Origin of the sequence: Streptomyces gamaensis, assembly GCF_042656465.1 — a bacterium.
GTDB classification, from domain to species: Bacteria; Actinomycetota; Actinomycetes; order Streptomycetales; family Streptomycetaceae; genus Streptomyces; species Streptomyces gamaensis.
Map to the genome: position 1 here is coordinate 36607 of NZ_JBHSPB010000030.1, position 24437 is coordinate 61043.

The window sequence follows — 24437 nt, forward strand, 5'->3', positions numbered from 1 at the left end:
ACGCCCTGCCGGCCAGTCTGTTCACGGGCATGGTCACGATGCGGCGCGAAACACTGCTGTCCGACATCCCGCTGGCCGTCGCGGTCGTCGTACCGATGCTGGCCGGCTATCTCCTGGTGTTCGGGGTGGCCCGCCTGGTGTTCCGCCGTGACACGGCACATTCCGCGATCGTGGCGCTGACCGTCGGATTCCCGAGCACGGTGTTCATGGGCACGGTCGTGCTGGGGTACCTGTACGGGACGCAGCACAAGAGCGTTGACGGTCTGTGAGCCCGGGCAGGCCCGCCTGGGCGAACCGGCCACGCCAGCGGCACACGGTGTCCACATGCAGCCCCGTCTCCCGGGCAATGCATGCGCTGGAGCGTCCATGTACGGCGTGCAGCACAACCTGTGCACGCACCCGCAGCCGGTGCTCGGTCCTGTGGCAGGCCGCCTTCTTCAACCGCACGCGTTCGGGGCTGTCGGACGGGGGGGCGCGGATGGGCATTCCCTCGCAATGGCCGGTGCAAGAGGGCCACTTGAACAGAGAAAACGCAACTTCGACACGGCCCGCAGAAGCAGCTACCTTCACCTGGTCTTCGGCGACCGCCCACGGTCGCACACCCAACCAGGGAGAGACGAATGCCCCGTCTTGCGCTGTACACATTCGGCGTCCTGAAGTCACCTCTCGCCGATCCCTCACCTCTCACGCGCGAGTTCTACGACATGGGTGAGGCCGTCTACCGGAAGATCGGCCAGCACCCCGGATTCCTCGCGCATGCCGAAGCGGCATACGGCGGCCGGGGCTCACACTTCGAGGCGGACTGGGGTGCGTGGGGAGAGTTCGCCGTACCGGCTTGGTACGGCAAGGGCCGTACGGTGGAAACCACCGCCCTGGCCGCGACCCTCTCGCTCTGGACCGGCCTGCGCCCCGCCTTCGACGCCATCTACGCCGGTCTGCACCGTGAGGCGCTGAACAGGCGTTACGACTGGTTCGAGAGGACGGAACACCCGGGTTACGTGTTCTGGTGGGTCTCCGACGACGTGATACCCACCTGGCAGGAAGGGGTTTCCAGGCTGGAACACCTCCACGACCACGGCTCCACGCCGCACGCCTTCACCTTCCACCGCTCGTTCGCCCCGGACGGAACTCCGACCAGGATCAAAGGCGTCTGCGCTACGGCGGGCCCGCCAGTACCCGGGGCTTCGCCCTCCTGGGCTTAGCCGCATCCTCGCCGCTCGTTCACTTCTCCGCACGCCGCACCGGCACCCTGGGGCCCCGCGCCGTCCGCGACACGGCGGCGGCCGGGGAAACATGTCCATTCGCTGTGGGGTCGCTGGAGGCGGAGCGAGCGGTGGCCGCCCATGCACCCGACCGGGCGATGGCGGTGCGCGCCGTTCGTGCCTGGGGCGACGTGGTCCGACCGGCACGGTCGGACCACGGTGCGGATGCAGCCCGTCGGCACCTGTCGTTTACTGGGCGGAGCGGGCCGGCGGCATCGGAACGTTCGACGAACACGCCGGACGCCTCGCGGTGAACACCATCGGTGGTGCCGTGATGTCGTCCGGATCACGGGCAGCCGGGCTCCGGGCGGTGGCGCCGGACGCCGGTAGGGACTCCTGCCGCCCCGGTCGCCCTGAGCGCCCTGGACCGAGTCAGGCCGTAGCAGCCTGACCGTCCCGCACAACGGAAAGCGAACCCATGCCGACCACCACCCCGCTGCGCGAGCGTCCAGCATGGCAGGAGCTCCAGAGGCACCACGCGGAGATCGTGCAGACCGATCTGCGGACGCTGTTCGCCGACGACCCCGGCCGGGGCGAGAGGCTGCGTGCCCGGGCCGCCGGGCTCTACCTCGACTACTCCAAGCACCTCGTGACCGACGAGACCATGCGGCTGCTGCTCCGGCTCGCCGGTGAGTGCCACCTCGAAGAACACCGGGACGCGATGTTCCGCGGTGAGCGGATCAATGTCTCCGAGGACCGGCCCGTGCTCCACGTCGCTCTGCGCATGCCCAGGGACACCTCCCTGACCGTCGACGGGGTGGATGTGGTCCGCCAGGTCCACGAAGTACTGGACCGGATGGCCGAGTTCGCCCGCAGCGTACGCTCCGGCGAGTGGCTGGGACACACCGGCAAGCCCGTCCGGAACGTTGTCAATATCGGCATCGGCGGCTCCGACCTGGGCCCGGTCATGGCGTACGAGGCGCTGCGTCACTACAGCTGGCGGGACATCGCCTTCCGGTTCGTCTCCAACGTGGACTCCACCGATCTCGTGGAAGCTCTGGGCGACTTGTCGGCCGAGGAGACACTGTTCATCGTCTCCTCCAAGACCTTCGGCACGCTGGAGACCCTCACCAACGCCCGCTCGGCCCGTGACTGGCTGGTCGGCGGGCTGGGCAGCGAGGACGCGGTCGCCCGGCATTTCGTCGCCGTCTCCACCAACGCCGAGCGGGTCGCGGAGTTCGGCATCGACACGGCCAACATGTTCGGCTTCTGGGACTGGGTCGGCGGCCGCTACTCCATGGACTCCGCCATCGGCCTGTCCACAATGATCGCCATCGGGCCGGAACAGTTCCATCAAATGCTGGCGGGTTTCCACGACATCGACGAGCACTTCCGGACCGCACCGCTCACCGAGAACCTACCGGTGCTCATGGGCCTGCTCGCCATCTGGTACGCGGACTTCTTCGGTGCCCAGACGGTCGGCGTCCTGCCCTACGAGCAGTATCTGCACCGCTTTCCCGCCTACCTGCAGCAACTGACCATGGAGTCCAACGGCAAGCGCGTGACCCTGGGCGGAGACCGGGTCGACTACGACACCGGGCCGGTCTACTGGGGCGAGCCGGGAACCAACGGCCAGCACAGCTTCTACCAGCTCCTCCACCAGGGCACCCGGCTGATCCCTGTCGACTTCATCGGCTTCGGCAGGGCGCTCAACCCGCTCGGCGACCACCACGACCTCCTCACCGCCAACGTTTTCGCCCAGGCCCAGGCCCTCGCCTTCGGCCGTACCGAGGAGGATGTGCGCGCGGAGGGCACCCCGCCGGAGGTCGTGCCCCACCGGGTGATGCCCGGCAACCGGCCCTCCAGCGTGCTGCTGGCCGAGCAGCTCTCACCCCGTGTCCTGGGCCGTCTCGTCGCGCTCTACGAGCACAACGTCTTCACCCAGGGCGCCGTGTGGGGCATCGATTCCTTCGACCAGTGGGGTGTCGAGCTGGGCAAGGTTCTTGCCACCCGGATCGCCCCGGCCCTCACCGCCGCAGACGAACCATCGCTGGAGCACGACTCGTCGACGAACGCCCTCATTCACCACTACCGCACACTCAAGGACAGCGGACAACAGCGGGAAGGACCGTGATGGCCACCGGCATACCCCTGCAGATCGGCATGATCGGTCTCGGCCGTATGGGCGCCGATCCGGCACGTCGTCTCATGCGCGATGGCCACCGCTGCGTCGTCAACGACCTGGACCGCGACGCCGTACGCGCGTTGGAGCAGGAGGGAGCGACGCCCGCCCTCTCGCTCCAGGAATGCGTGGACAAGCTCGAACCGCCGCGGAACGTCTGGCTGATGCTGCCTGCCGGGGCAGTGCAGCCCATGCTCGACCAGCTGGTCACATTGCTGGACGCCGATGACACCGTCATCGACGGCGGCAACTCCTACTACCGTGACGACATCGTCCCCGCGCGCCAACTAGCCCGGCACGGCATCCACTTCGTCGACTGTGGCACGTCCGGCGGGGTCTGGGGCCTGGAACGCGGCTACTGCCTCATGATCGGCGGCGACGACAAGGCCGTACAGCGCCTCGACCCGGTCTTCCGCACCATCGCCCCCGGCACCGGCACCGCCGAACCCACCCCCAGTCGTACCCGCACCGAAGACGCCGGCCTGCGCGCACGCACCGTCGATGCCGAGACCGCCCCGCTGCGCGACCCCGACGCCTACCAGTACGAGATCGACGTCGCCGAAGTCGCCGAGGTCTGGCGACGCGGCTCGGTCGTCAGCTCCTGGCTGGTCGACCTCGTCGCCGACGCCTTCGCCCGTTCGCCCGCGCTCGACGACTTCGCCGGACGGGTCTCCGACTCCGGGGAAGGCCGCTGGACCGTGCACGCGGCCATCGACGAGAGCGTCCCCGCACCGGTCATCAGCGCTGCCCTCGGCCAGCGCTACGAATCCCGGGACCTCGGCACGTTCACAGCCAAGGCACTCTCCGCGATGCGCAGCGAATTCGGCGGCCACGCCGAGAAGAAGGAGTGACCGTGTCCAGTCCCGCCCGCACTGCCGGCAGACGCGGTCCACGCCCCGACGACCACGTCATCGTCCTCTTCGGCGCCACCGGCGACCTCGCCAAGCGCAAACTCCTCCCCGGCCTCTACCACCTCGCCCGTGCCGGGCTGCTGCCCTCCCGCTACCGCGTCATCGGCTCCGCACCCGCAGCGGACGCACTCGGCACCGAACAGTTCCGCGAACAGGCGCGGGAAGCGGTCGCGGAGTTCGGCAGAACGAAGCCCGAGGGCCCCGTGTGGCAGGAGTTCGAGAGCGCGCTCTCCTTCGGCGCCGCCGACCCCGGCGCCTACGGGCCGCTCCTCACGGCCGTGCGCGAAGCCGAAGAAGCCGTCGGCAACAGTCCCCGGCGGCTGTTCCACCTGGCCGTACCGCCCAAGGCGTTCCCCTCCGTGGTACAGGAGCTCGGTTCGACCGGCCTCGCGGAAGGCGGCCGCCTCATTGTGGAGAAGCCCTTCGGCACCGACCTGCCCTCCGCACGGGCACTCGACGAAACCATCCACGCCGTCTTCGACGAGTCCCGGATCTTCCGCATCGACCACTTCCTCGGCAAGGAGTCCGTCGACAACATCCTGGCCCTGCGGTTCGCCAACGGCCTCTTCGAACCCGTCTGGAACCGGGACCACATCAGCCACGTGCAGATCGACGTCCCCGAGCAACTCACCATCGAGGGCCGCGCCGGGTTCTTCGAAGGCACCGGCACCTTCCGCGACATGATCGTCACGCACCCGTTCCAGATCCTCGCGTTCATCGCGATGGAGCCGCCCGCCGCCCTCACCGCGGACTCCCTGCGAACCGAGAAGGACAAGGTCTTCCAGGCCCTGCGCCCCCTGGACCCGGCCTGCACCGTCCGGGGCCAGTACGAGGGCTACCGCAGCGAACCCGGTGTCGACCGCCACTCCGACACCGAGACCTTCACCGCCCTGCGCGTCGAACTCGACAACTGGCGCTGGGCCGGCGTTCCGTTCTTCCTGCGCTCCGGCAAGGCCCTGGCCCAGGGGCGGCACGTGGTGACCCTCGGCTTCCGCGAACCTCCTCTGCGCATGTTCCCCCTCGCCGCGCAGGACACCGCAGGCGGCCGCCACGACGAGCTGGTCATCGACTTCGCCGACCCCGGCCGCATCACCGCCCGTTTCCTCGCCAAGGAACCCGGCCCCGACATGCGCCTCGGCGAAGCCGAGATGGTCTTCGCCTACACCGACTGCTTCAACACCGCCCACGCCCTGGAGGGTTATGAACGCCTCATCCTCGATGCCATGCTCGGCGACCAGTCCCTCTTCACCAGCTCCCACGGCATCGAACGCCTCTGGGAAGCTTCCGCCCCGCTCCTGGAGAATCCGCCTCCTGTGGAGCCGTACGCCCGGGACTCCTGGGGTCCGGAGAGCATCCGCCGACTCATCCAGCCCTACCGCTGGTATCTCCCGGAAAGCCGGTAAATCCGTGACGTGACGGGCGCTCCGGGCGCCCGGCGCGATGACGCGGGCCGACGAGCGGCCGGGACCGGAGACGACGTGGCATCCAGCGGAGCCGGAAGAGGCGCGATGTCAGGAACACGATGTGAGGTGCGTTCCGGGTGGCGATCCGCCCTGGCGCGGACCGTACGCGAAGGGCTCGGGGTCAGGCTGGCAGTGTCCTCTGCCTGGCCGGTGCTGCGCGGGGTCGTCAGCGTCCTGCTCGCTGTCATGACCGGGCTGCTGTTCGACTCCGTGGCCGCGGCCGTGCTGCTGGCCGTCGGGGCGTTCATCGTCACCATGCAGACCCTGGGGGAGAAATTGCACCACCCGGCTGTCGTCGCGCTCGGCGTTTCGGTGTCCTTGGCCTTCTGCGCGGCGCTCGGGGGGCTGGTGGGGACGCACGACGCGCTCCATCTGGCCACGCTGGCTGTCGTGGGGTTCGTGGCAGGGCTGGCCTGGTCCGGCGGGGCATCTGCCGGGATGGTGGCCGCGGCGTCGGTGATCGGTTTCCTGGTGGTCGGTGACCTGGCCTCCGGGCCGGTTGTCGGGCTGGAAATGGCCGGTCTGCTGTTGTCCGGTGGCCTGCTCCAGGTCGTCACCCAGCTGCTGCCCCCGTGGCGGGGCCGTTTCGCCGCCCAGCGCACCGCGCTGGGCACCGTGTACGGAGCCCTCGCCGACCACGCCTCGGCCCTCGTCGGGAATCCGGGCCACTTCTCGTCCGATTCTCCTTTCTACCAGGCGCACCGTGCGCTGCGTGTGTTGCGGGGCAGGCGCAGACAACAGGCGGCGGCGCTGTACGGATTGCTGGCCCAGGCCGAGCAGTTCCGTTTCGATCTGGGCTCCATCGCCCAGGCACCACCGACCGGTGACGGAGCAGCACGCGCCGCTGTCCTGCGTATCGTGCACGACGGGCTACGGGCCATCGGCCACGCTGTCGAGTACGACCAGCCCTACGAACTCCCCGAGTTCATCCCCCGGATCCTTGAGGCCGAGGCCGAGCGCAACCCGCCGCTGGCGGCCGTCGGCAGCACAGCGGGCAGTTTCCGTGTCGCTGCCCGCCTCACCCAGCCCCAGGCGGGGCAGAGAGCCCTCCCCGACATGGCAGCCGCGCTCGGGCGCCCGCCGGTCCGTGCACTGCTGCAGTGGGAACTGGGCCGGTACTCACCCGTCCTCCGGCACGCCCTGCGCCTCGCTGCTGCTCTCACCCTCGCCGAGCTCACCGGCCGCTGGGCCGGCAACTGGGGCGGTCACGGCATCCTGGACCACGGCTTCTGGGTGTCGCTGACCACGGTGCTGGTACTGCGCCCGCAGTTCGCCACCACGCTTCAACAAGGCTGGGCCCGCGGCCTGGGGGCAGTGGTGGGTGCTCTGGGGGCCAGCGGCCTGTACCTTCTGGCGGCCCCGGGCCCCGAGGCCGCTCTGGCGGTCATGGAAGTCTGTGCCGTATCCGCCTTCCTGACCCGCGCAAGCGGCACTGCGCTGATGAGCCTGTGGATTACCGCGTTCGTCGTTCTCGCGATCACTGCCCTGGGGTATGCGGAGCCGGAGGCGGCGTGGAGCCGGGCGGTCGCCACGGTCGTCGGCTGCGGGATCGCCATGCTTTCCTACCTGCTCTGGCCCACTTGGCACCGGGACGTCTACCCCCGTCTCCTCGCCCGGTGGACAGCCGCCCAGCAGACCCAACTGGCCTTGCTGTGCCGGGCCTGGGCCAACCCGGGCACCCTGGACCGGGCCGCTCTGGCCAAGGCGCGACTGGAGGTCCTTGCCGCGTTCGTGCTCCTGGAGTCCGCCGCGTCGTACATCGCTGACGAACCCGCCCGACACGGACACTGGACCCCCAGGACGGTCACCGAGATCGTGGCATGCACACACCACATCGCCCACCAGGTCGACACACTCGAAGCTCGGCTGCCCGGCCCGGAAGAGCCCGGCACCGAGGAGGCGGCCACCCTCGGTACTGCTCTGCACACCGCCCTGAGCCTGGCCCCGACCGGCCGGTTGGGCCTGTTCAACGGCGAACGGCTCGATGCAGCCTGTCGACAAGTGACCCACGCGGCCACGTCACAAGGACCAGAAGCCACTGAGCGGGCGGAGACAGCGGCCCGCATCGCCTCCGCCGTCGTCGAGCTGCGCACTCTGGTGGCCCGCGAGCTCTCGACGGGGCCATCGTGAGGCGATGGGTGAACCGCCGCCCCCTCGACGTCACTTGAGAGTTCCCGGCCGTGGAACACCGTACTGCTGCGTCTCGTCCGTACGGCGGCCCCGGGCTGGGGGTCGGACCGGGATCGGCCCCGTCCGGGAAGGAGACGGCGAGTCGCTGTGGGGCGCGGAGCGGCTCTGTCGCGGGGGTCGCGCGGGCGAGCAACCCGGGCGGGAGGCCTTGCCCTACGTGGGCCCGTACCATCGAGGCATGAGCAGTGCGCAGATCGGATTCCTCAAGGGTCACGGTATCGAGAACGACTTCGTGATCGTCCCCGACCACGAGGGGCGGCTGGAGCTGTCCCCGGCGGCCGTGGCCCGGCTGTGCGACCGGCGTGCGGGTATCGGCGCCGACGGCGTGCTGCGCGTGGTGCGCTCCGCCGCTCATCCCGAGGGGTGTGCGATGGCGGGCGGGGCCGAGTGGTTCATGGACTACCGCAACGGTGACGGCAGTGTTGCCGAGATGTGCGGCAACGGCGTCCGTGTTTTCGCCCGTTACCTGCAGCGCGCCGGCCTGGCCGGTGCCGGGGATCTCGCGGTGGCCACGCGCGCGGGTATCCGCAGGGTGCACATGGCCGAGGACGGTCCCGGGGGAGCCGGGGGGATCACGGTGGACATGGGCCGGGCGCTGCTGCCCGGTGGCGAGGTGAGCGTCTGCGTGAGCGGGCGTCACTGGCCCGCTGTCCATGTGGACATGGGCAATCCGCATGCGGTCTGTTTCGTCGACGACCTGGCGGATGCCGGCAGCCTGCTCACCGCTCCTGCCGTTGTCCCGGCTGCTGCCTATCCGGAGGGCGCCAACGTCGAGTTCGTCGTGGACCGGGGGCCGCGTCATGTGGCGCTGCGGGTGCACGAGCGCGGTTCGGGGGAGACGCGTTCGTGCGGTACGGGGGCGTGTGCGGTAATGGTCGCGGCGGCCCGCCGTGACGGGTGCGACCCGGCCGTCACCGGCCTGCCCGTGACCTACACCGTGGATGTTCCCGGCGGCCGTCTGGTGATCGGTGAACGTCCCGACGGCACAGTGGAGATGACCGGGCCCGCGGTGATCGTCGCCGAGGGCGTGCTGGATGCCGCGTGGCTCGCGCCGGACGGGGCCTCCCCGGCGTCCTGACGCACCGCCAGCCCGGCTGCGGTGCTTTACCCCGGATCCGCCCGCTCACCCGGCTTTCCGTTCAAGCACCGGTCCAGAGAGAGGCCACGAACGAAGGAGCTCCCGGCCGCGGGCGCGGCCGCTCGCACCTGGCGGCGCCGCATCGTGACCCGGTGATCGGGGACACCTTCAGCTCCCGGTCACCTTCGCGCGCTCACGGGGACCCGTCGACGGCGGCAGCGGCCACCACCAGGTCCTGCCACGCCATGCCCGTGCCCTTGAACAGCTTCGGCCGCCCGGGCGGGACGGTCACGGCTCCGCGTACGAGTTCGGCCAGGTTGCCCGCGATCACCCCTGTGTCGACTTCACCGGAGCGCAGGGGGATCAGGAGGTCGCCCGCCTCGCGCAGCGCCGCGGTGCGCGCCTCGACGACGACGGTGGCGCGGGCGACGAGGGCGCCGTCCACCTCTCGGGCCGTCGGCTCATGCGCTCCCATCGCCACCACGACCGTATGGTCCGCGACGGCCTCGGCGGGGAACAGCGGGGTTCGCGCCGTCGTGCAGCAGGCGACCACGTCGGCGGTCGCCACGGCCTGTGGTGGGACGGCCTCCGCGGACAGACCCACCGACCGGCAGCGCTCGACCAGTTCGGCCGTCTGCTCCGGACGGCGTGCGACGACTCCGACCGAGGTGATGGGGCGTACGGCCCTGACCGCTTCCACGTGGCCCCATGCCTGCGGTCCGGCTCCGAAGACGACGAGGCGTTGGGCGTCTGCGGCCGCCAGGTGGTCCACGGCCACGGCGGAGACGGCGGGCGTCCGCAGCAGGGTCAGGGCGGAGCCGTCGATCAGGGCTGTCGGGCAGAGCGTGGCCGCGTCCATGAGGAGGTAGGAGGCGACGATGCGTGGCAGGCCGTGGGCGGGGTTGTCGGGCGCGACCGTGGCGATCTTCACCCCGACGTACGAGGTCGACGCGGCGGGCATCAGCAGGAGCTGTCCTGCCTGGACGTCGAGGACGGTGCGCGGGACGTCGGTCTCGGGGTCCAGCCCGGCGCGCAGGGCGCGGTCCAGTGCGGCGATCGCCTGTGGCATGGGCAGGCGGCGTGCCAGTTCTTCGGCGTCGATGAGGGGCAGTTTTGTGGGGTTCACGCGCTCAGTTCCTTCAGTACGTGCGAGGTTCTCTCCAGGGCCGCCGCCAGCTGGGCCGGTTCCAGGCCGTAGGTGAACCGTAGGTGGTGCTCGGTGCCGAAGTGGGCGCCGGCGCCGACCAGCACCTTGCCTCGGGCGTGGAGGGCCTCGGCGACTTCGGTGCTGGGCAGGTCCAGGTGGTAGCGGACGAACGCCAGGGCGGTGGCCTGGGGCGGCACGACGGAGAGAAGGCGGTCGTGGGAGTCGATCCACTGCTGCATCTGGGTCCAGCTCTCGCGGAGGAAGCCGCGGTAGCGGTCGAGCAGCCGGGCGCAGGTGGGCGGCGTGAGCGCCAGTTCCGCCAGTGCCATGGCCGTCCCGGCGGCGGAGAGGGTGGCGTACTCGTGCCGTCGGCGGAGCTGCGGGAGGAGCGCGGGTGGTGCGATCAGCCAGCCGAGGCGCAGTCCGGGCATGCCGAAGGCCTTGGAGAGGCTGCCGACACATACGACACGGTCGTAGTGGCCCCAGAAGGTGGGGCTGAGCTCGTCGGTGTGGAGTTCGGTGCCGCGGTGGACCTCGTCGGCGAGGATCCAGGCGCCGGCCCGCTCGGCGACGGTGACGATCGCTCGTATCTCGTCCTCGGTCAGGATGGTGCCCGCCGGGTTGTTGGGGGTTGTCAGCACGATGGCCCGGGTGTCGGGGCGGACCGCGCGGGCCAGGGCGTCGATGTCGGGTCGCCAGCCGTGCTCGGGGTGCAGGGGGACGTCGTCGACGTCGGCGCCCCGGTTCTGGGCCGCGCCCCAGATCTGGCGGTAGCCGGGTGAGACCGTCACGATGTGGTCCCCGGGGCGGATGAGAGTGTCGACAGCGACCGTGTTGGCCTCGGTCGCCCCGACGGTGACGATGACTTGCGATGTGTGGTCGGTGCTCCCGGCGTGCCAGTGGGCGATCTGCGCGCGCAGGTGGTCCGTTCCGCATGTCGGCGGGTAGCTCAGCTCGCTGTCCAGGAGTCGCCTCAACGCCTGTTCGTCGTCGACCAGTTCGCGCAGCCGGATCGGCCGGCAGCCGCTGTCGGCCAGGCTGTAGGTGGTGGTGTCTCCCTGCTTCTGCTGCCACTCCAGCAGCTCGAACGGGATGAACGTCATGGGCGTCTCCGGGTACTCGGCAGGATGGAGGCGGGAAGGGTGGGCTGTGGGCTCTATTCGGCGCTGTCCACCTTGGCGGGATCGCGTTCGACGACCGGGCCGAGGACGGTGTCGATGCGCTGCATCACTGTCGGGTCGATGCGGACGCCCGCCGCCTTGGCGCTGTCCCGGATCTGCTCCGGCCGGGAGGCGCCCACGATGGCCGCGGCGACGCTCGGGTTCTGGAGCGTCCAGGCGACGGCGAGTTGGGCCGGGGTCAGGTCCAGTTCCCGGGCGATGGGGGCCAGTTGCTGCACCCGCTCCAGCAGCTCGTCGCGCAGGAAGTCCTTCACCCAGCGGGCACCCGCCTCGTCCGTGGCGCGCGATCCTGCGGGCGGCGGCTGTCCGGGCAGGTACTTGCCGGTGAGCACGCCTTGGGCGAGGGGCGACCAGACGATCTGGCCGATCCCTTCCCGTTCGCACAGGGGCACGATCTCCGGTTCGATGACGCGCCAGAGCATCGAGTACTGGGGCTGGTTGGAGACGAGGCGTTCCAGGCCGAGTCGGCCGGTGAGCTTCACGGCCCGGGCGATCTGGTCGGCGGTCCATTCCGAGACGCCGATGTAGAGGACCTTGCCCTGCCGCACGAGGTCGTCGAAAGTCCTGAGCGTCTCCTCCAGCGGAGTGCGTTCGTCGAAGCGGTGGGTCTGGTACAGGTCGATGTAGTCGGTCCTGAGTCTGGTCAGTGAGCCGTTGACGGCCTCGGTGATGTGCTTGCGGGACAGGCCGCCGTCGTTCGGTCCGGGGCCGGTCGGGAAGAACACCTTGGTCGAGATCACCAGGGACTCGCGGCGCTCGCCCTGCAGCGCCTTGCCGAGCACGGTCTCGGCGGCCGTGTCCGCGTACATGTCGGCCGTGTCGAAGGTGGTGATGCCGGCGTCCAAGGCCGCGTGTACGCATTCCATGGCCCGGCCGTCGTCGATCTGGGCGCCGTGTGTGACCCAGTTGCCGTAGGCGATCTCGCTGACCTGGAGCCCGCTGCGGCCCAGTCGTCGGAACTTCATCCGCCGTCCTCACTGCTGTCGTCCTCGCTCGGGGCGAGGGGCGTGATCCGTACGCGGTTGTCGTGGAAGACGGCTCCGCCGCCCATGTCGGCGTCCCGTTCGTCGACGGTGGCGTTGGGGCCGGAGCCGCCGGTGAACTTGAGCCAGTGGCCCTTCGTCGTCATGGCGACTCCCGGGCGTACCACGTCGTCGATCCTGGCCAGGGCTTCGAAGGCGCCTCGTTCGTTGCTGATCCGCACGCGGTCGCCGGCTGCGATGCCGCTCGCCGCGGCGTCCTGCGGGTGCACTACCACGTACGGTGGGCCGGCTCGGCGGCGCAGTTCGGGTTTGTTCCCGAAGACGGTGTTCAGGAAGAAGTGGTTCGCGACGGAGAGGAGGACGAAGGGCAGGGACCGGGCCCGTTCGGCGTCGTCGGTCTCGCTCGCCGGCACGTAGCCGGCCACGGCGTCGTGGCCGTCCGCCCGGGCGGTCTGGGAGACGAACTCCAGCTTCCCCGAAGGGGTGGGGAATCCGTTCGCGAAGGGCACGAAGGGGTCCGGGTAGGCGAGCCGGGCCCATCCCTTGGTGCGCAGCGTGTCGAGGGTGATACCGGCCATGGACGGGTGCGGGGAGTCGAGGAGGTCGCTCGCCAGTTCTTCGTCGCTGGCGTAGAGCGCGGGTTCCGTCAGCTCCATGGCGCGGGCCAGGCGTCGGAAGGTCTCGGTGGTGGACAGGCACTCCCCCGGCGGAGCGGCGACCGGTTCGTTCCAGTGGACGTACAGGTGGCCGTAGCCGTCGTGCACGTCCAGGTGCTCGGTCTGCATGGTGGCGGGGAGCAGGATGTCGGCGTAGTCGGCGGTGTCGGTCTGGAAGTGGTCCATGACCACGGTGAAGAGGTCCTCGCGGGCGAGGCCGCGGCGGATCCGGTTCTGGTCGGGGGAACTGGCCAGCGGGTTGGCGCCGTAGACGACCAGTGCTTCGACGGGCGGGTCGTCCGTCTCCAGCAGTCCTTCGGCCAGCCGCGTCATGGACAGGGTGCGCACGGGGCTGCGCAGCAGGTCGTCCCGGCAGAGGGCGTCGCGGTTCGCGCCGAAGTAGCCGTCGGTCGAGTAGAGCAGTCCGCCGCCGGGCCGCTGCCAGTCCCCGGTGACGGCGGGCAGGCAGGCGAGGGTCCGCAGGGCGGCGCCGCCGCCGGCGTGGCGCTGGATGCCCTGTGACACCCCCAGGGCGGTGGGCCTGCTGCGGGCGATGCGCCGGCCGAGTCGGACGATCTCCTCCTCGGTCACACCGGTCTCCCGCGCCGTGCGCTCGGGGCCGAACTCCAGCACCCGCTGCCGGAACGCCTCCCATCCCACGGTCCGGGCGGCCAGGTACTCCCGGTCCTCGGCGCCTTCTTGGAGCACGACGTGCAGCAGGCCCAGGGCGAGCGCGGCGTCCGTACCCGGGAGGGGCGCGAGGTGTTCGTCGGCCTGGGCCGCCGAGCGGCTGCGGACCGGGTCGATGACGACGACGTGCGCGCCGTTGCCGCGCGCGCGTTGGATCACCTTCCACAAGTGATGGCGGCTGGTGAGGGGGTTGCTCCCCCACAGCAGGACCAGCCGGGAGTGCGCCAGGCTCTCCGGGTCGATCCCCGTGCTGACGCCGAGGGTGTACCGGAGGCCGGCGAGACCGGCGATGGAGCAGATCGTCATGTCGTGGCGCGAGGCGCCCAGGACGTTCCACAGCCGGCTGCCGGCGCGGCCCTGGAGCCCCTGGAGGAAGCCGAGGGTGCCGGTGCCCTGGTACGGCCAGATCGCTTCGCCGCCGTGGCGTTCGATCGTCTGCTTCAGCCGCTGGGCGATCTCGTCGAGGGCGCTGTCCCAGCTGATGCGCTCGAAGCGGCCCTCCCCCTTGGGGCCGACGCGCCGCAGGGGGTGGAGCAGCCGGTCGGGGGCGCGGGTGTGCTCCAGGTACTGGTTGACCTTCACGCACAGGGTGCCCCGGGTGTAGGGGTGGTCCGGGGTGCCGCGCAGCGCGACGGCTTCGCCGTCCCGGACCGTGACCTGCCAGCTACAGGCGTCCGCGCAGTCCAGCGGGCACGCCCCGGGGACCTGTGTGACGTTCATGGGCCCCTCCTTCCCGACGGCTCCTCAAGTGTCGTGCCGTGCTGGGCCAGTTGCTTGAGCAGTGACTGTGAGAGCACTCCTGCCATCACTTCCTGCGCGGTGCCGGTCGAGTTGATCCGGCCGTCCGGCGCCACGCTCACGTCGACCTCGCCGCCGGGCATGCGGACCGTCACGTCGGGGCCGACGAGGCCGCGTGCGCGGGCCACGGCGGCCGCTGCGCACGCGCCGCTGCCCGAGGCGGACACGGGGCCGGCGGCCCGCTCCCAGAGCGCGATATCCAGCGTGCGGTCGTCACGGACCCGCACGAACTCCACGTTGGTGCCCTCGGGGTGGCGGGAGTGCCGGGCCAGCGCGGGGCCCAGGCGCTGCACCAGCTCACCGTCGATCGCATCCGTGAGAACGACGGTGTGGGGAACGCCGAGGCGCAGATCGGTGACGGTGATCTCGTCGTCCGGTCCGGCGCCTGCCAGCGGGACGACGGTGATTGCCGCCCCTCCGACGTCCGTGCCCGTGTCCGTGCCGGTGGTGAAGCGCGCCCGGCCCATGCCCACGCGCACCCGCCCGTCGGTGACGTCCGTGATCCGGACCTCCGAGTCGCCGCCGGGCGTGCGTACGGTGAACGGCGTCCCCGTACCCCACTCGTGCACGTAGTACTCGCCGAGGTACAGCGCGAACATGCGCAAGCCGTTGCCGCTCATCCCGCACTCGCTGCCGTCCGCGTTGAAGATGCGCAGCGGTGCGGGGGTCCCGGGCCGGGGCGCCTCCAGCGGCCCGAAGAGCAGTCCGTCGGCGCCGACTCCGCAGTGCCGGTCGCAGAGCAGCCGTACGGCCCCGGGGGCGGGTTCCGTGCCCAGGGCCCCTCCCCCGCGCCAGGGGTCGACGATCAGGTAGTCGTTGCCGAGTGCCTGGTACTTCACGAAGTCGCCCATGAACCGGCTTCCGCAGCGGGTCAGTTCAGCGGGCGGTCGGCAAGGGCCGCCGCTTCGTACTCCTCGCCGTACCACCCTTTCTCCCAGGTGGAGTAGGCGACGATCACGATGTCCCGGTGGCCGGGGCGGCCGTCGGCGGAAGTGACGTCCGTGGCTTCGTGCTTGATCGCCTTGTCGTCCAACAGGACGGCCTGCCCGGCCGCCAGTGTGCCCGTCCAGATCGGCGCGTCGCCGTCCGGCACCCACAGGCGGGTCTCGCCTCCGGCGACGTTGTGACGCCGCAGCACGGCGATCATGATGAACTCGTGTCCGTCGCTGTGCACCCCCTCCGGGGTGATCGGCGCGCGGTGCTCGCTCTCGGCCCTGCTGCGGTTCTGATGGATGTTGATCTGCCAGTCATGGCTGCGGTCCAGGCCGAGCCCGTCCGCGCCGATGGTGACCAGCGGGGTGAAGTCGACCTCGATCGGCTGGTAGGGGCGGCGTATACCGCCGGCCACGTTGTTGTACCTCTTCGCGGTGATGTAGTCGCGCTGCGGCAGCTTCTCGTAGGTCCAGTCCCGGTCGCTTCCGGGCCCCGGCGACAGCCTGTACTGCGAGAACCGCTTGTAGCGCGTGCCGTGGCCCATGAACGGGTCGAGCGGGAGGTTGTCGTAGCTGTCCAACGTCTCCGGTGTCGCCGGAGGCAGGTCGATGATCGAGAACCCCTGAGGGCCGATGGCCATGGCACTGAGCCCTTTCTGTCAGATCGGTCGGACCGGTCGGTGGGTGGCGAGATCGGGCATGCGCTCGTCGAGGTAGCGGGCGGAGGAATTGAGCCGCCACAGCGCTCCCCGGGCGATCGCGCGCCGCATGCGCTCGGAGGTGGCGGCGGGGACGACCACGTTGTGGAACCAGCCGGCCGCGTGCCGGGAGTCGATGGTGATGTGCAGCTTGTGGTACACGATGCCGACCTCGGGCAGCCCGAGCCGTTCCCAGGCGTGCACGACGTGGACGAAACGTTCCGGCGCCAGCCATTCGGTCATGCCGAGGAATCCGACCGCCTCCGGATACAGGTTCCGGTACCGGCACAGGAGCACGGCGAGGTTTCCCGACAGCAGGGCGTTGGCGGTGAGTGAACTCTCCAGTTCCTGGGCGGGAATGTCGAAGACCCGGAAGATCTGGTTGAACAGATGGGTGTGCACCTGTGAACGGTCACCGTTCCCCATCTCGTCCCAGAAGTTCTCGGCGATCTCCATCTTCGCGTCGCCACTGGTACCGACCTGCATCGTGGCGAGAAGATCATCGAATCGCCCGTCGACGACCGATTCCTGGATCACGTAGTTCCGCAGATCGTCCACCCCGGCATGATGGTGGATGAATTCCCGGTAGTACGGATGCTTGTACACGCGGTGTTCACGCGCGGACTTCTTCAGCCAGGACAGATACGCGGACGGCTCGGTGGGCGCCGCGTCGAGTACGCCCGGGTCCAGCGCGGCGTCCTCGGCGGCCGCGGTGGCCTGTTCCAGCAGGCGAAGCACCTCGTGGACAAACGTGGAGCCTTCGGCCGTGGGGCCTTCGGGGAGCCGGGTGGAGAGCCCGTAGATGCGGGAGAGCAACAGTTGCTGACCGTAGAACGCCGCCGGATCACCGGCTGCCGACTGTGCGTTGAGATCAGTCACGGCCGCCCGTAACGCCGCCCGCTCAGCGATGGTCACTGATGCGTCGACATCTTCTGCCGGACGGTTCAGCAGCGAGGAAACTTCCTCGACCACCGGATAGGCGTCCACACGTGACCTCTGATCCAGTAAGTAAGTTTCTGCACTCACACCTGCCACCTGTCGTATGTCGGATCTCCATGCCAGCGGCATGGCCAGATTGAAACGTTAACTGTCTGCCATCCCAGGAGCTATATCACATCGGGAGGTTGGCGAGAATGCAAGGGTTGACAGGCCCTGTATGGAGGGGAGTGATCGCGACAAATGACCTTGCGCAGCGTTGATCAACGCACCGGTAAACCCGTAAATCCCCTGAACCCTGTGAAAGGACGACGAGAGAAAGGACGACGGGCGGCGGGCCGCAAGACCCGCCGCCCGAACGCGCGTTACCGCGTCCGCGCGATCATTCCTCGATCCTTGTGGACGGCTGGGGAGCGTGCCCGGCGCGGCCCCGGTCGGCGTCAGGACTCCTCCGGGAGCGCCGTTGTCCGGATCCTTCGCGGGCCGCGAGGAAGAGCACAGCGAAAAGCAGCAGAGCCGTGCCGACGAGGGCGATCGCATCCAGCCGCTCGCCGAAGAGCAGGACGCCGATGGCCGCCGCAGTGAGCGGATCGACCAGGGCGACCACAGAGGCCGTGGTCGCCCGGACCACCCGCAGGCCGATGAAGAGCAAGATGTACGCCAGCGCCGTCGGCACCGCCCCCAGATAGAGGATCAGGCCAAGGGCCCAAGCCGGCCGGTCCATGTCGGGCACCAGGCCCTCCCACACAGCCAGCGGCAGGAGACAGAACATGCCCACGGCGAAGCCGGGCAGCGTGGACTCGAAGGCGCCACCGGCGTTGTCCCGCCCGGCGAAGCGGCCGAGCAGCGTCACACCCGCGTAGCCGGCGGCGGACAGCAATGCGTATCCGATACCCAGGAACGTATTGGGGCCGCCGCTCCCGTCGGCTCCCCCCGTCAGCAGCGCCAGACCGGCAACACCGCACACCACCCCGGCAATTCCGACGGCGCCGGTGCGCTCGCCCAGGGTCAACCGCGCGCCGACGGCGACCAGCACCGGGCCCGCGCCCAGCGTCGCCACTGTGCCCACGGCCAGTCCGGCCTGCTGCACGGAGGCGAAGTAGGCGGACTGGGCCACCGCCATCCCCAAGCCCGTGATCAGGGCCCGTCGGGGGTTCGCCGCGAACATCGCGCGCAGCGAGGACACCGTCCCGGGCCGCCTGGCCCGCCAGACGGAGTGGGCCGCCAGGAGCAGCCCGAATCCGGTCAGGAACCGCCAGAAGGAAACGGCGACGGGACCGATCCCGCCGACGTCGTACATTTCGGTGGCCACGGCACCGCCGGTGCCCCAGGCCGTGGCCGCGATCGCGACGTACAGGGCGCCCCGCCACACGGGCAGGGCAGAAGAGGACTGCAAAGGAAGTCTCCTCGGTCGATTGCCGGCACGAAGTCTTCGTGGGCAACCCACGCAGCCACCCCGGCGTCCCGGCATGGCTGTGCGACTGCCCGCCTCAGGCGGCGGGCGGCGGAGGCGTCATCAGCAGGTACATGCCGGCACCCTACCCGGCGGGAGATGCAAGTGTCCCGGGGTGCACCACATACGGCCAGATACGGTCGAACTGGCCGGAGGCGGCCGCCGTACTCCCGCCAACTCGGCCAGCTGCGAGGGGTTCACCGGCGCCGTCGGGAGGCCGCCACCAGGGCCGGCATCCGGCGCCACGCGCGCCGCAGCCCGTCCGTCCAGCCTCCGGCACCAAGCGCTGGCGCCAACTCGTGAGAGCGGCGACGGGTCCTCTACCGCTCGCTCAAGTGCGCAAGGGACACAGAGCGTTGACGGCGCGCTGCCACGGGCACCCCCCTCGGCTGATCCTCACCAGCGACAGCCGCTGCCTGGACCAGCCGACACAAGCCGATACGAGCAATATCCCCAGGGTCCGCCGACCTGACAGCCGGCGGACCCATAGGCGCTCCCTGATCTCCCCACGTCACTGAGAGGTCGTTTTCTCCCGGTGTTTCATCCTGAGATTTGCGGTTGGTGGGGCTTTGCGGGGTCGCGCCAGGAGATGGTGTTCTCGCCGGTGAGGCGGCGGGTCATGAGGTCGGTCATCGCGAGGTGGATCATGAGTGCTTGCGGTAGCCGCCGTCGACCCAGGCTTTGCGGATCGTGGGGTGGTCAGCGGCCACCTGGCCGAGCAACCGGGTGCCGGCGGCTGGGCGAACACGCCGTCCTTCTGCCACTTCGCGGAGGAGCCGTAGACCGTCTCCCACGGCGGGAAGTCGTGCGGCAGGCAGCGCCACTGCACCCCGATCCGGTCCACATACAAGATCGCGTCCATGATCTCGCGCAGGTCGTGCTCGGGCGGGCGCCCGATGTCCAGGGCCCGGCCACGGCGCTGGAAGCGCCAGGCCGCCAGGACTGGTTCGATCAACTCCCAGCGGGCATCGGACAGATCACTCGGATACGGACGACGCTCGGCCATGACCCGGGCGTACCGCTGGCCGACGTCGGCGTCCAGAAGCGCGGACATGGGGGTGGGAGCACGGCTCCCGCCGGCACGCCGGGCATGTTGGGATGAGACAGGCACGAGCTCCATCCCACCCCATCTGTCGCACCACCCGGCCCTGAAGCCTCATCCGCAGCCGTTGACCGGCACGCCGTCACCCGCTGCCTCATCAGCGTCCCGGCTCGCTGTCGGCAAGTGACTCCGACGGTGTGCCGTCCACACCGGTCGGCACGTCTCCAGCGATCAACACCCGGTGCATGATCCGCGGGAAGTCGAGGTGCGCGGTGTCACCGGGGGCCACATGAATAGTGGCCCGGTTGTCCCAGAAGGCAACACTGCCCGGCTCCCAGCGGAAGCGGACTGTGTACTCAGGGCGGACCGCCTGCTCCAGCAGCATGTCCAGAACCATCCGGCTCTCCCAGCGCGAGAGCCCCATGATCTGCTCGACGTAGTAACCGTTGACGAACAGCACGCGTTCCTTGGTGTCAGGAAGGACACGTACCAACGGGTGCACTGCGGCGACCTGATGACTGAGCAGGTACTGGACGTACGCGTCATCGCCGGGCCGCGGCTGGTAGCCGACACCGAGCCGATGTTCGGCCCGTAGTCCGTCCACGAAAGCACGTACGGGTGCTGACAACCCTGCGTAGGCCGCCGCAAGGTTCGACCAGGTGGTGTCACCGCCGTATGGCGGCACGGCCTCGGCCCGCAAGATCGTCGCGGCCGGCGGGTCAACGTGGTTGCTCCGGTCGGAATGCCAGCGTCGCAGCAGTGTGTGGTTACGCCGGTGGAGCCACTCCGCGCTCTCCATACCGTATCGTCCGGGCAATCCCAGCCGGTCGACCGTCGTCTCGATCTCGGGTACGTCCGGCGGGGACGCGCTGCCTCGTCGCGGCAGGACGACCAGCTTGCCGAACCGCCGGGCGAATGCCACATGCCCGGCGTGGTCCAGTCGCTGCCCTCGGAAGAAGACCACCTTCCACCGCAGCAGTGCCGTCCTGATGGCCGAGATCACAGCATCATCAAGGTCATCGGCCAGATCGACGCCAGTGATCTCTGCTCCGATATGCGCGGCAACCGGTTTCACCTCGAAGCCGGCAGCATGAGCAGCTTCTTCGGCCACTACCGCCCCAGTGTCGTCGTCCGATTCCCTCAGGGTGCTTCCATGCCGTCCCCTGCACACGACAGCATGCCCAACTGAACTTGTGGTCTATCGTCCCTGGTCGATTTTCCCTTCGAACTTGGTCGCTCATAGCGATAACCGCTGCATAGCAAGGTGGCCTTCGTCTGATCCTGTGCTCCGTCACAGAGGCATGGGATCAACCGAAGGGTATCGATGAGGGTGCTGCAAGAGCGGGACCAGTGTGGGGCGTTCGTGACGCTCTCACGCTTTCGAGACGACCTCTACGACTGCCTGCCCGGACGCGGGGACGCACTGTTCGAGCTGTGCGACGCCTTGCTGTGCACGGACGGACCGGTACGGACCCTGGTCGGTCTCGCGCTCGCACCCGAACACCGCCGCGGGCATGGCGCCTTGTACGGCGCCCTCAACCACGGGCAGATCGAGGTCGATCTCCTGCGTCACGCCTTGGCCAGCCGTCCGCTGCCCAGAGCCGTGGACGGCCGGGTCGTCCTGGCAGTGGACAGGCTGCTCCTCGTGGACCGCGCCGCTGGACGCGATCCGTCTGCGGCCGGGCGACGACCTCGCCGCCGTCACCGCTGTCCAGGTGCGGGACCTGGTCAAGCGCCTGATCGCGGCAGGCCATTGGAACGAAGGCGACCCGCTCATCCGGGTCGTGCTCGACGCCGGCTATGACGTGATGCGCCTGACCTACCTCCTGCGCGACCAGCCCGTCGAACTCCTCGGGCGCCTGCGCCCGGACCGGGTCATGCGCCGTCCGGCACCCACCCGCGAGGAGTACTACAAGGCCCACCCTCGCGGCGGCCACCCGCCCCGGCACGGCAGCGAATTCATCTTCAAGGACACCAGGACCCGGGGTGATCCCGATGCGGAGACGAAGGCCGTCACCACCCGCTACGGCACCGCCCACATCCGGGGGTGGGACCGGCTCCACCCCGAACTGCAGCAACGCTCCGCATGGCGGGACCACCCCGGCAAACTCCCCGTCATCGAGGGCACCGTCATCCGCCTCCAGGCCTACCACCTGCCCAGCGGCGGCGACCCCAAGCCCCTGTGGCTGTGGTGGTCACGGCCCACCGCCGCCCCCGCCGGGATCGACCTGGCCTGGCAGGCGTTCCTGCGCAGGTTCGACATCGAACACTTCTTCAGAATGATCAAGCAGACCCTCGGCTGGACCCCACCGAAACTGCGCGATCCCGAGGCCGCGGACCGCTGGACCTGGCTCGTGACCGCCGCCTACACCCAACTCCGCCTCGCCCGCCCCCTCACCGTCGACCTGCGACGCCCCTGGGAAAGGCCCGTCTCTTCGGACAGACTCACCCCGGCCCGGGTCCGCCGCGGGTTCCGACACCTCCGCGTCAAGACCTCAACGCCAGCCGAAGTGCCGAAACCCTCCCGCCCCGGCCCCGGACGCCCGCCCGGCTCGAAGAACCGCCGTCCCGCACAACGCTTCGACGTCGGCCTCCTCTTGGCCACCGGCAAGTCGTCCTACCGCCGGCCAGTCCACCATCGAGTCGGCACCAAGCCACGTCGCACCGGATTCACAAGCTCAACGGCGACGGCAAAGCCGACCATGTCGTCGTGGACAACAACGGTTCCGTCCACGCCTACCTGACCAAGGGCGGCGACGGGCGGGGGGGCTGGGCCGACTACGGGAAGATCGCCACCGGTACCGGGGCACCCGGCAGCAAGAAACGCATCTGGCCTTGTTCTCCTGAATGCCTCGTGCGTGATGCCCCGCCGGAATCCGGCGGGGCATCACGTTTTCTTCCTTGCGCCTGCCTCATCACGTAGCGGCAGAGCGTCCTACGGGACCGGCGTCAGATACGGACGCGGTATCCGGGGCCCGCACCGGTCGCGATGCGGCCGTAGTCCTTCCAACCACCACGCCCGTCACCACCGTTGTTGACGAAGGCACGGACGGAACCGTTGTCCTCGACCACGAGATAGTCGGCCTTGCCGTCACCGTTGATGTCGGCGAAACGGATCTTCTCGGGCGTGGCCCCGGTGCCGGAGCCGGTGGCTATCTGACCGTAGTCCTTCCAACCACCACGCCCGTCACCACCATTGTTCACAAAGGCACGGACGGAACCCTTCTCGCCGACCACAAGATAGTCAGCTTTGCCGTCACCGTTGATGTCGGCGAAACGGAGATTGTTTGCTGTGGCTCCGGTACCGGAGCCGGTGGCGATGGTGCCGTAGTCCTTCCAACCACCCCGCCCGTCGCCGCCGTTGTTCACAAAGGCACGGACGGAACCCTTCTCGCCGACCACAAGATAGTCGGCCTTGCCGTCACCGTTGATGTCGGCGAAACGGATCTTCTCGGGCGTGGCCCCGGTGCCGGAGCCGGTGGCTATCTGACCGTAGTCCTTCCAACCACCACGCCCGTCACCACCATTGTTCACAAAGGCACGGACGGAGCCGTTCTCACCGAGCATGAGATAGTCGGCCTTGCCGTCACCATCGATGTCGGCCAGTCGAACCCTGGCGGCCCCCACGCCCCTACCCGAGGCGATGCGGCCGTAGTTGGTCCAGCCGCCGTGGCCGTCGCCACCGTTGTTGACGACGGCGCGGACGGAACCGTCGCCTTCCACGACGAGGTAGTCGGCCTTGCCGTCGCCATTGATATCGACCCGGTAGTCGCCGAGGGGCACCGTACGGGGTGGGGCAGGCTTGGCTTCCGCGTGCTCGCGGATCCAGCCGCTCGTGGCGGCTCGGGCGAGTCCCCGCTGGAAGGCGTTCGCCATCTTGACGTAGCCGGCGTCATTGGGATGCAGCCGGTCCTTCAGGTCCTCAGCGGTGACGTCACCCATGTCCACGAATTCGACATGCGCGCCCTGGGAACGCCGTGCGGCCACGACCTTCGGGACTTCCTTGTTGAATTGTTCCACCCGCTTCTGCCCCTCAGGATCCCGCGTGGGAACGAGCGAGGAGACCAGGACCGTGACGTCCGGGGAAGCGGAGGTGATCTGGTCGATCAGATAGCCGAGCCGGCGAGGGGCCTCTTCGACATCGTTGTTGCGGGCCATGTCGTTGGTGCCGATGTTCAGCAGCACGGCGTTCGGGTTGGTGGTGGCGAGCCAGCCCTCGATGTTGTCGGACAGGCCGCCGATCTGCCAGCCCGAATGTCCCTCGTGGTTCTCACCGTTGGTCCGGAGGGAACCCACGAACAGCAGGTCGTCCGCGTGTGACCGCAGTTGGTCACGGAGTCCGACCCGGTAGCCGTCACCGGTCGAACTGCCGGCCCCCAAAGTTATGGAATCGCCCAGGGGCATCACCGCGAGCCGCGGCACCTTCCAGCTCTGCTCACCGCCCGCGGGAAGGCCCGCGGCGTGTGCTTCGGTCACCTCGAAAGTGGCACTACCAGCCACCAGCAAACTCGTCATCAGTGCCAGAGCCGATGCCGGGGCGAAGAACCCTCTTACTGCTCTTGCTTGACGATGCCGTTTCAGAATCATGTCCATGGTTGTGTGTCAGGGCTGCCGGGCTGCGGCAGCCGTCCGGGCCCTGTAACAACACACGTCACAGGGCCCACACATTGTCACAGACATATCCACCGGTCCCGTCGCGAAGGACGTTGTCGGGCGAAGGAAGAGGACTGGGGTGGTGAGGGGGCCGCCACCAGGTCCTCATCGGGCGCTAGTGTCTCGTGATCCTGTTCGTATCACTTTGAGTTGTTTGCAACGAGTTTCTTGACGTTGGTCTGGACGAGGCGGACCTTCGCCAGGATCTCTTCGGCGGTTGCGGTCCAAGTGAACGGTTTGGC

General features: G+C 69.3%; 18 protein-coding genes and 2 pseudogenes. 8 read left to right on the top strand and 12 right to left on the bottom strand.

What is annotated here, in order from left to right:
- The first annotated feature begins 5 nt into the window (after window positions 1-5).
- Window positions 6-269 (top strand): AEC family transporter, encoded by a 264-nt coding sequence (locus tag ACFP1Z_RS30940; protein ID WP_390321058.1) that lies wholly within the window; start codon window positions 6-8, stop codon window positions 267-269.
- On the opposite strand, the gene ACFP1Z_RS30945 is transcribed toward ACFP1Z_RS30940, so the two are convergent.
- Window positions 205-645: a helix-turn-helix domain-containing protein gene (locus tag ACFP1Z_RS30945; RefSeq protein ID WP_390321040.1), complete on the bottom strand. Its 441-nt coding sequence runs from the start codon at window positions 643-645 to the stop codon at window positions 205-207. The genes ACFP1Z_RS30940 and ACFP1Z_RS30945 overlap by 65 nt on opposite strands.
- On the opposite strand from ACFP1Z_RS30945, the gene ACFP1Z_RS30950 reads away from it, so the two are divergent.
- From ACFP1Z_RS30950 to dapF (ACFP1Z_RS30975), 6 genes are all read left to right on the top strand, one after another.
- Window positions 621-1202: a DUF3291 domain-containing protein gene (locus ACFP1Z_RS30950; RefSeq protein WP_390321041.1), complete on the top strand. Its 582-nt coding sequence runs from the start codon at window positions 621-623 to the stop codon at window positions 1200-1202. The genes ACFP1Z_RS30945 and ACFP1Z_RS30950 overlap by 25 nt on opposite strands.
- A gap of 478 nt (window positions 1203-1680) precedes the next feature.
- Window positions 1681-3336: a glucose-6-phosphate isomerase gene (gene pgi, locus ACFP1Z_RS30955; protein ID WP_390321042.1), complete on the top strand. Its 1656-nt coding sequence runs from the start codon at window positions 1681-1683 to the stop codon at window positions 3334-3336.
- Window positions 3336-4235 carry a phosphogluconate dehydrogenase (NAD(+)-dependent, decarboxylating) gene (gene gnd, locus ACFP1Z_RS30960; RefSeq protein WP_390321043.1) on the top strand — a complete coding sequence of 300 codons (900 nt, stop codon included), beginning with the start codon at window positions 3336-3338 and terminating at the stop codon, window positions 4233-4235. The genes pgi and gnd overlap by 1 nt, the downstream gene beginning before the upstream one ends.
- A gap of 2 nt (window positions 4236-4237) precedes the next feature.
- Window positions 4238-5698 (top strand): glucose-6-phosphate dehydrogenase, encoded by a 1461-nt coding sequence (zwf, locus tag ACFP1Z_RS30965; RefSeq protein WP_390321044.1) that lies wholly within the window; start codon window positions 4238-4240, stop codon window positions 5696-5698.
- A 192-nt stretch (window positions 5699-5890) separates the two neighbouring features.
- A complete protein-coding gene (locus tag ACFP1Z_RS30970) occupies window positions 5891-7888 on the top strand; it encodes an FUSC family protein (RefSeq protein WP_390321045.1) in 1998 nt (665 codons plus the stop codon).
- Window positions 7889-8126: 238 nt separating this feature from the next.
- Window positions 8127-9026, top strand: a complete 900-nt coding sequence (gene dapF / locus ACFP1Z_RS30975; protein WP_390321046.1) for a diaminopimelate epimerase — start codon at window positions 8127-8129, stop codon at window positions 9024-9026.
- 193 nt (window positions 9027-9219) lie between these two features.
- Here dapF (ACFP1Z_RS30975) and ACFP1Z_RS30980 read toward each other — a convergent pair whose 3' ends face one another.
- The 10 genes and pseudogenes from ACFP1Z_RS30980 to ACFP1Z_RS31025 all read right to left on the bottom strand — a co-directional run bounded on the left by ACFP1Z_RS30980 (window position 9220) and on the right by ACFP1Z_RS31025 (window position 20653).
- Complete coding sequence (locus tag ACFP1Z_RS30980) at window positions 9220-10152, bottom strand: ornithine cyclodeaminase family protein (protein ID WP_390321047.1); 933 nt, start codon at window positions 10150-10152, stop codon at window positions 9220-9222.
- Complete coding sequence (locus ACFP1Z_RS30985; RefSeq protein WP_390321048.1) at window positions 10149-11276, bottom strand: aminotransferase class I/II-fold pyridoxal phosphate-dependent enzyme; 1128 nt, start codon at window positions 11274-11276, stop codon at window positions 10149-10151. The genes ACFP1Z_RS30980 and ACFP1Z_RS30985 overlap by 4 nt, the downstream gene beginning before the upstream one ends.
- A 53-nt stretch (window positions 11277-11329) precedes the next feature.
- Complete coding sequence (locus ACFP1Z_RS30990; RefSeq protein WP_390321049.1) at window positions 11330-12319, bottom strand: aldo/keto reductase family protein; 990 nt, start codon at window positions 12317-12319, stop codon at window positions 11330-11332.
- Complete coding sequence (locus ACFP1Z_RS30995) at window positions 12316-14403, bottom strand: molybdopterin-containing oxidoreductase family protein (protein WP_390321050.1); 2088 nt, start codon at window positions 14401-14403, stop codon at window positions 12316-12318. Before ACFP1Z_RS30995 ends, ACFP1Z_RS30990 begins: the two co-directional genes overlap by 4 nt.
- Window positions 14400-15332: a diaminopimelate epimerase gene (gene dapF, locus ACFP1Z_RS31000; RefSeq protein ID WP_390321051.1), complete on the bottom strand. Its 933-nt coding sequence runs from the start codon at window positions 15330-15332 to the stop codon at window positions 14400-14402. Before dapF (ACFP1Z_RS31000) ends, ACFP1Z_RS30995 begins: the two co-directional genes overlap by 4 nt.
- 20 nt (window positions 15333-15352) lie before the next feature.
- Window positions 15353-16054, bottom strand: a complete 702-nt coding sequence (locus tag ACFP1Z_RS31005; RefSeq protein WP_390321052.1) for a 2OG-Fe dioxygenase family protein — start codon at window positions 16052-16054, stop codon at window positions 15353-15355.
- A gap of 18 nt (window positions 16055-16072) precedes the next feature.
- The gene (locus tag ACFP1Z_RS31010) at window positions 16073-17179 is read right to left on the bottom strand and encodes an iron-containing redox enzyme family protein (protein WP_390321053.1); all 1107 of its coding nucleotides are present in this window, start codon (window positions 17177-17179) and stop codon (window positions 16073-16075) included.
- A gap of 250 nt (window positions 17180-17429) precedes the next feature.
- Window positions 17430-18443, bottom strand: a complete 1014-nt coding sequence (locus ACFP1Z_RS31015; protein ID WP_390321054.1) for a DMT family transporter — start codon at window positions 18441-18443, stop codon at window positions 17430-17432.
- Window positions 18444-19236: 793 nt separating this feature from the next.
- Window positions 19237-19506, bottom strand: a pseudogene (locus ACFP1Z_RS31020) (transposase); the annotation flags it as partial.
- Window positions 19507-19699: 193 nt separating this feature from the next.
- Complete coding sequence (locus tag ACFP1Z_RS31025; protein ID WP_390321055.1) at window positions 19700-20653, bottom strand: TauD/TfdA dioxygenase family protein; 954 nt, start codon at window positions 20651-20653, stop codon at window positions 19700-19702.
- Window positions 20654-20866: 213 nt separating this feature from the next.
- Here ACFP1Z_RS31025 and ACFP1Z_RS31030 point away from each other — a divergent pair.
- Window positions 20867-22286, top strand: a pseudogene (locus ACFP1Z_RS31030) (transposase).
- Between the two features lie 205 nt (window positions 22287-22491).
- Here ACFP1Z_RS31030 and ACFP1Z_RS31035 read toward each other — a convergent pair.
- The gene (locus ACFP1Z_RS31035; protein ID WP_390321056.1) at window positions 22492-24018 is read right to left on the bottom strand and encodes an FG-GAP-like repeat-containing protein; all 1527 of its coding nucleotides are present in this window, start codon (window positions 24016-24018) and stop codon (window positions 22492-22494) included.
- Window positions 24019-24437: the final 419 nt, after the last annotated feature.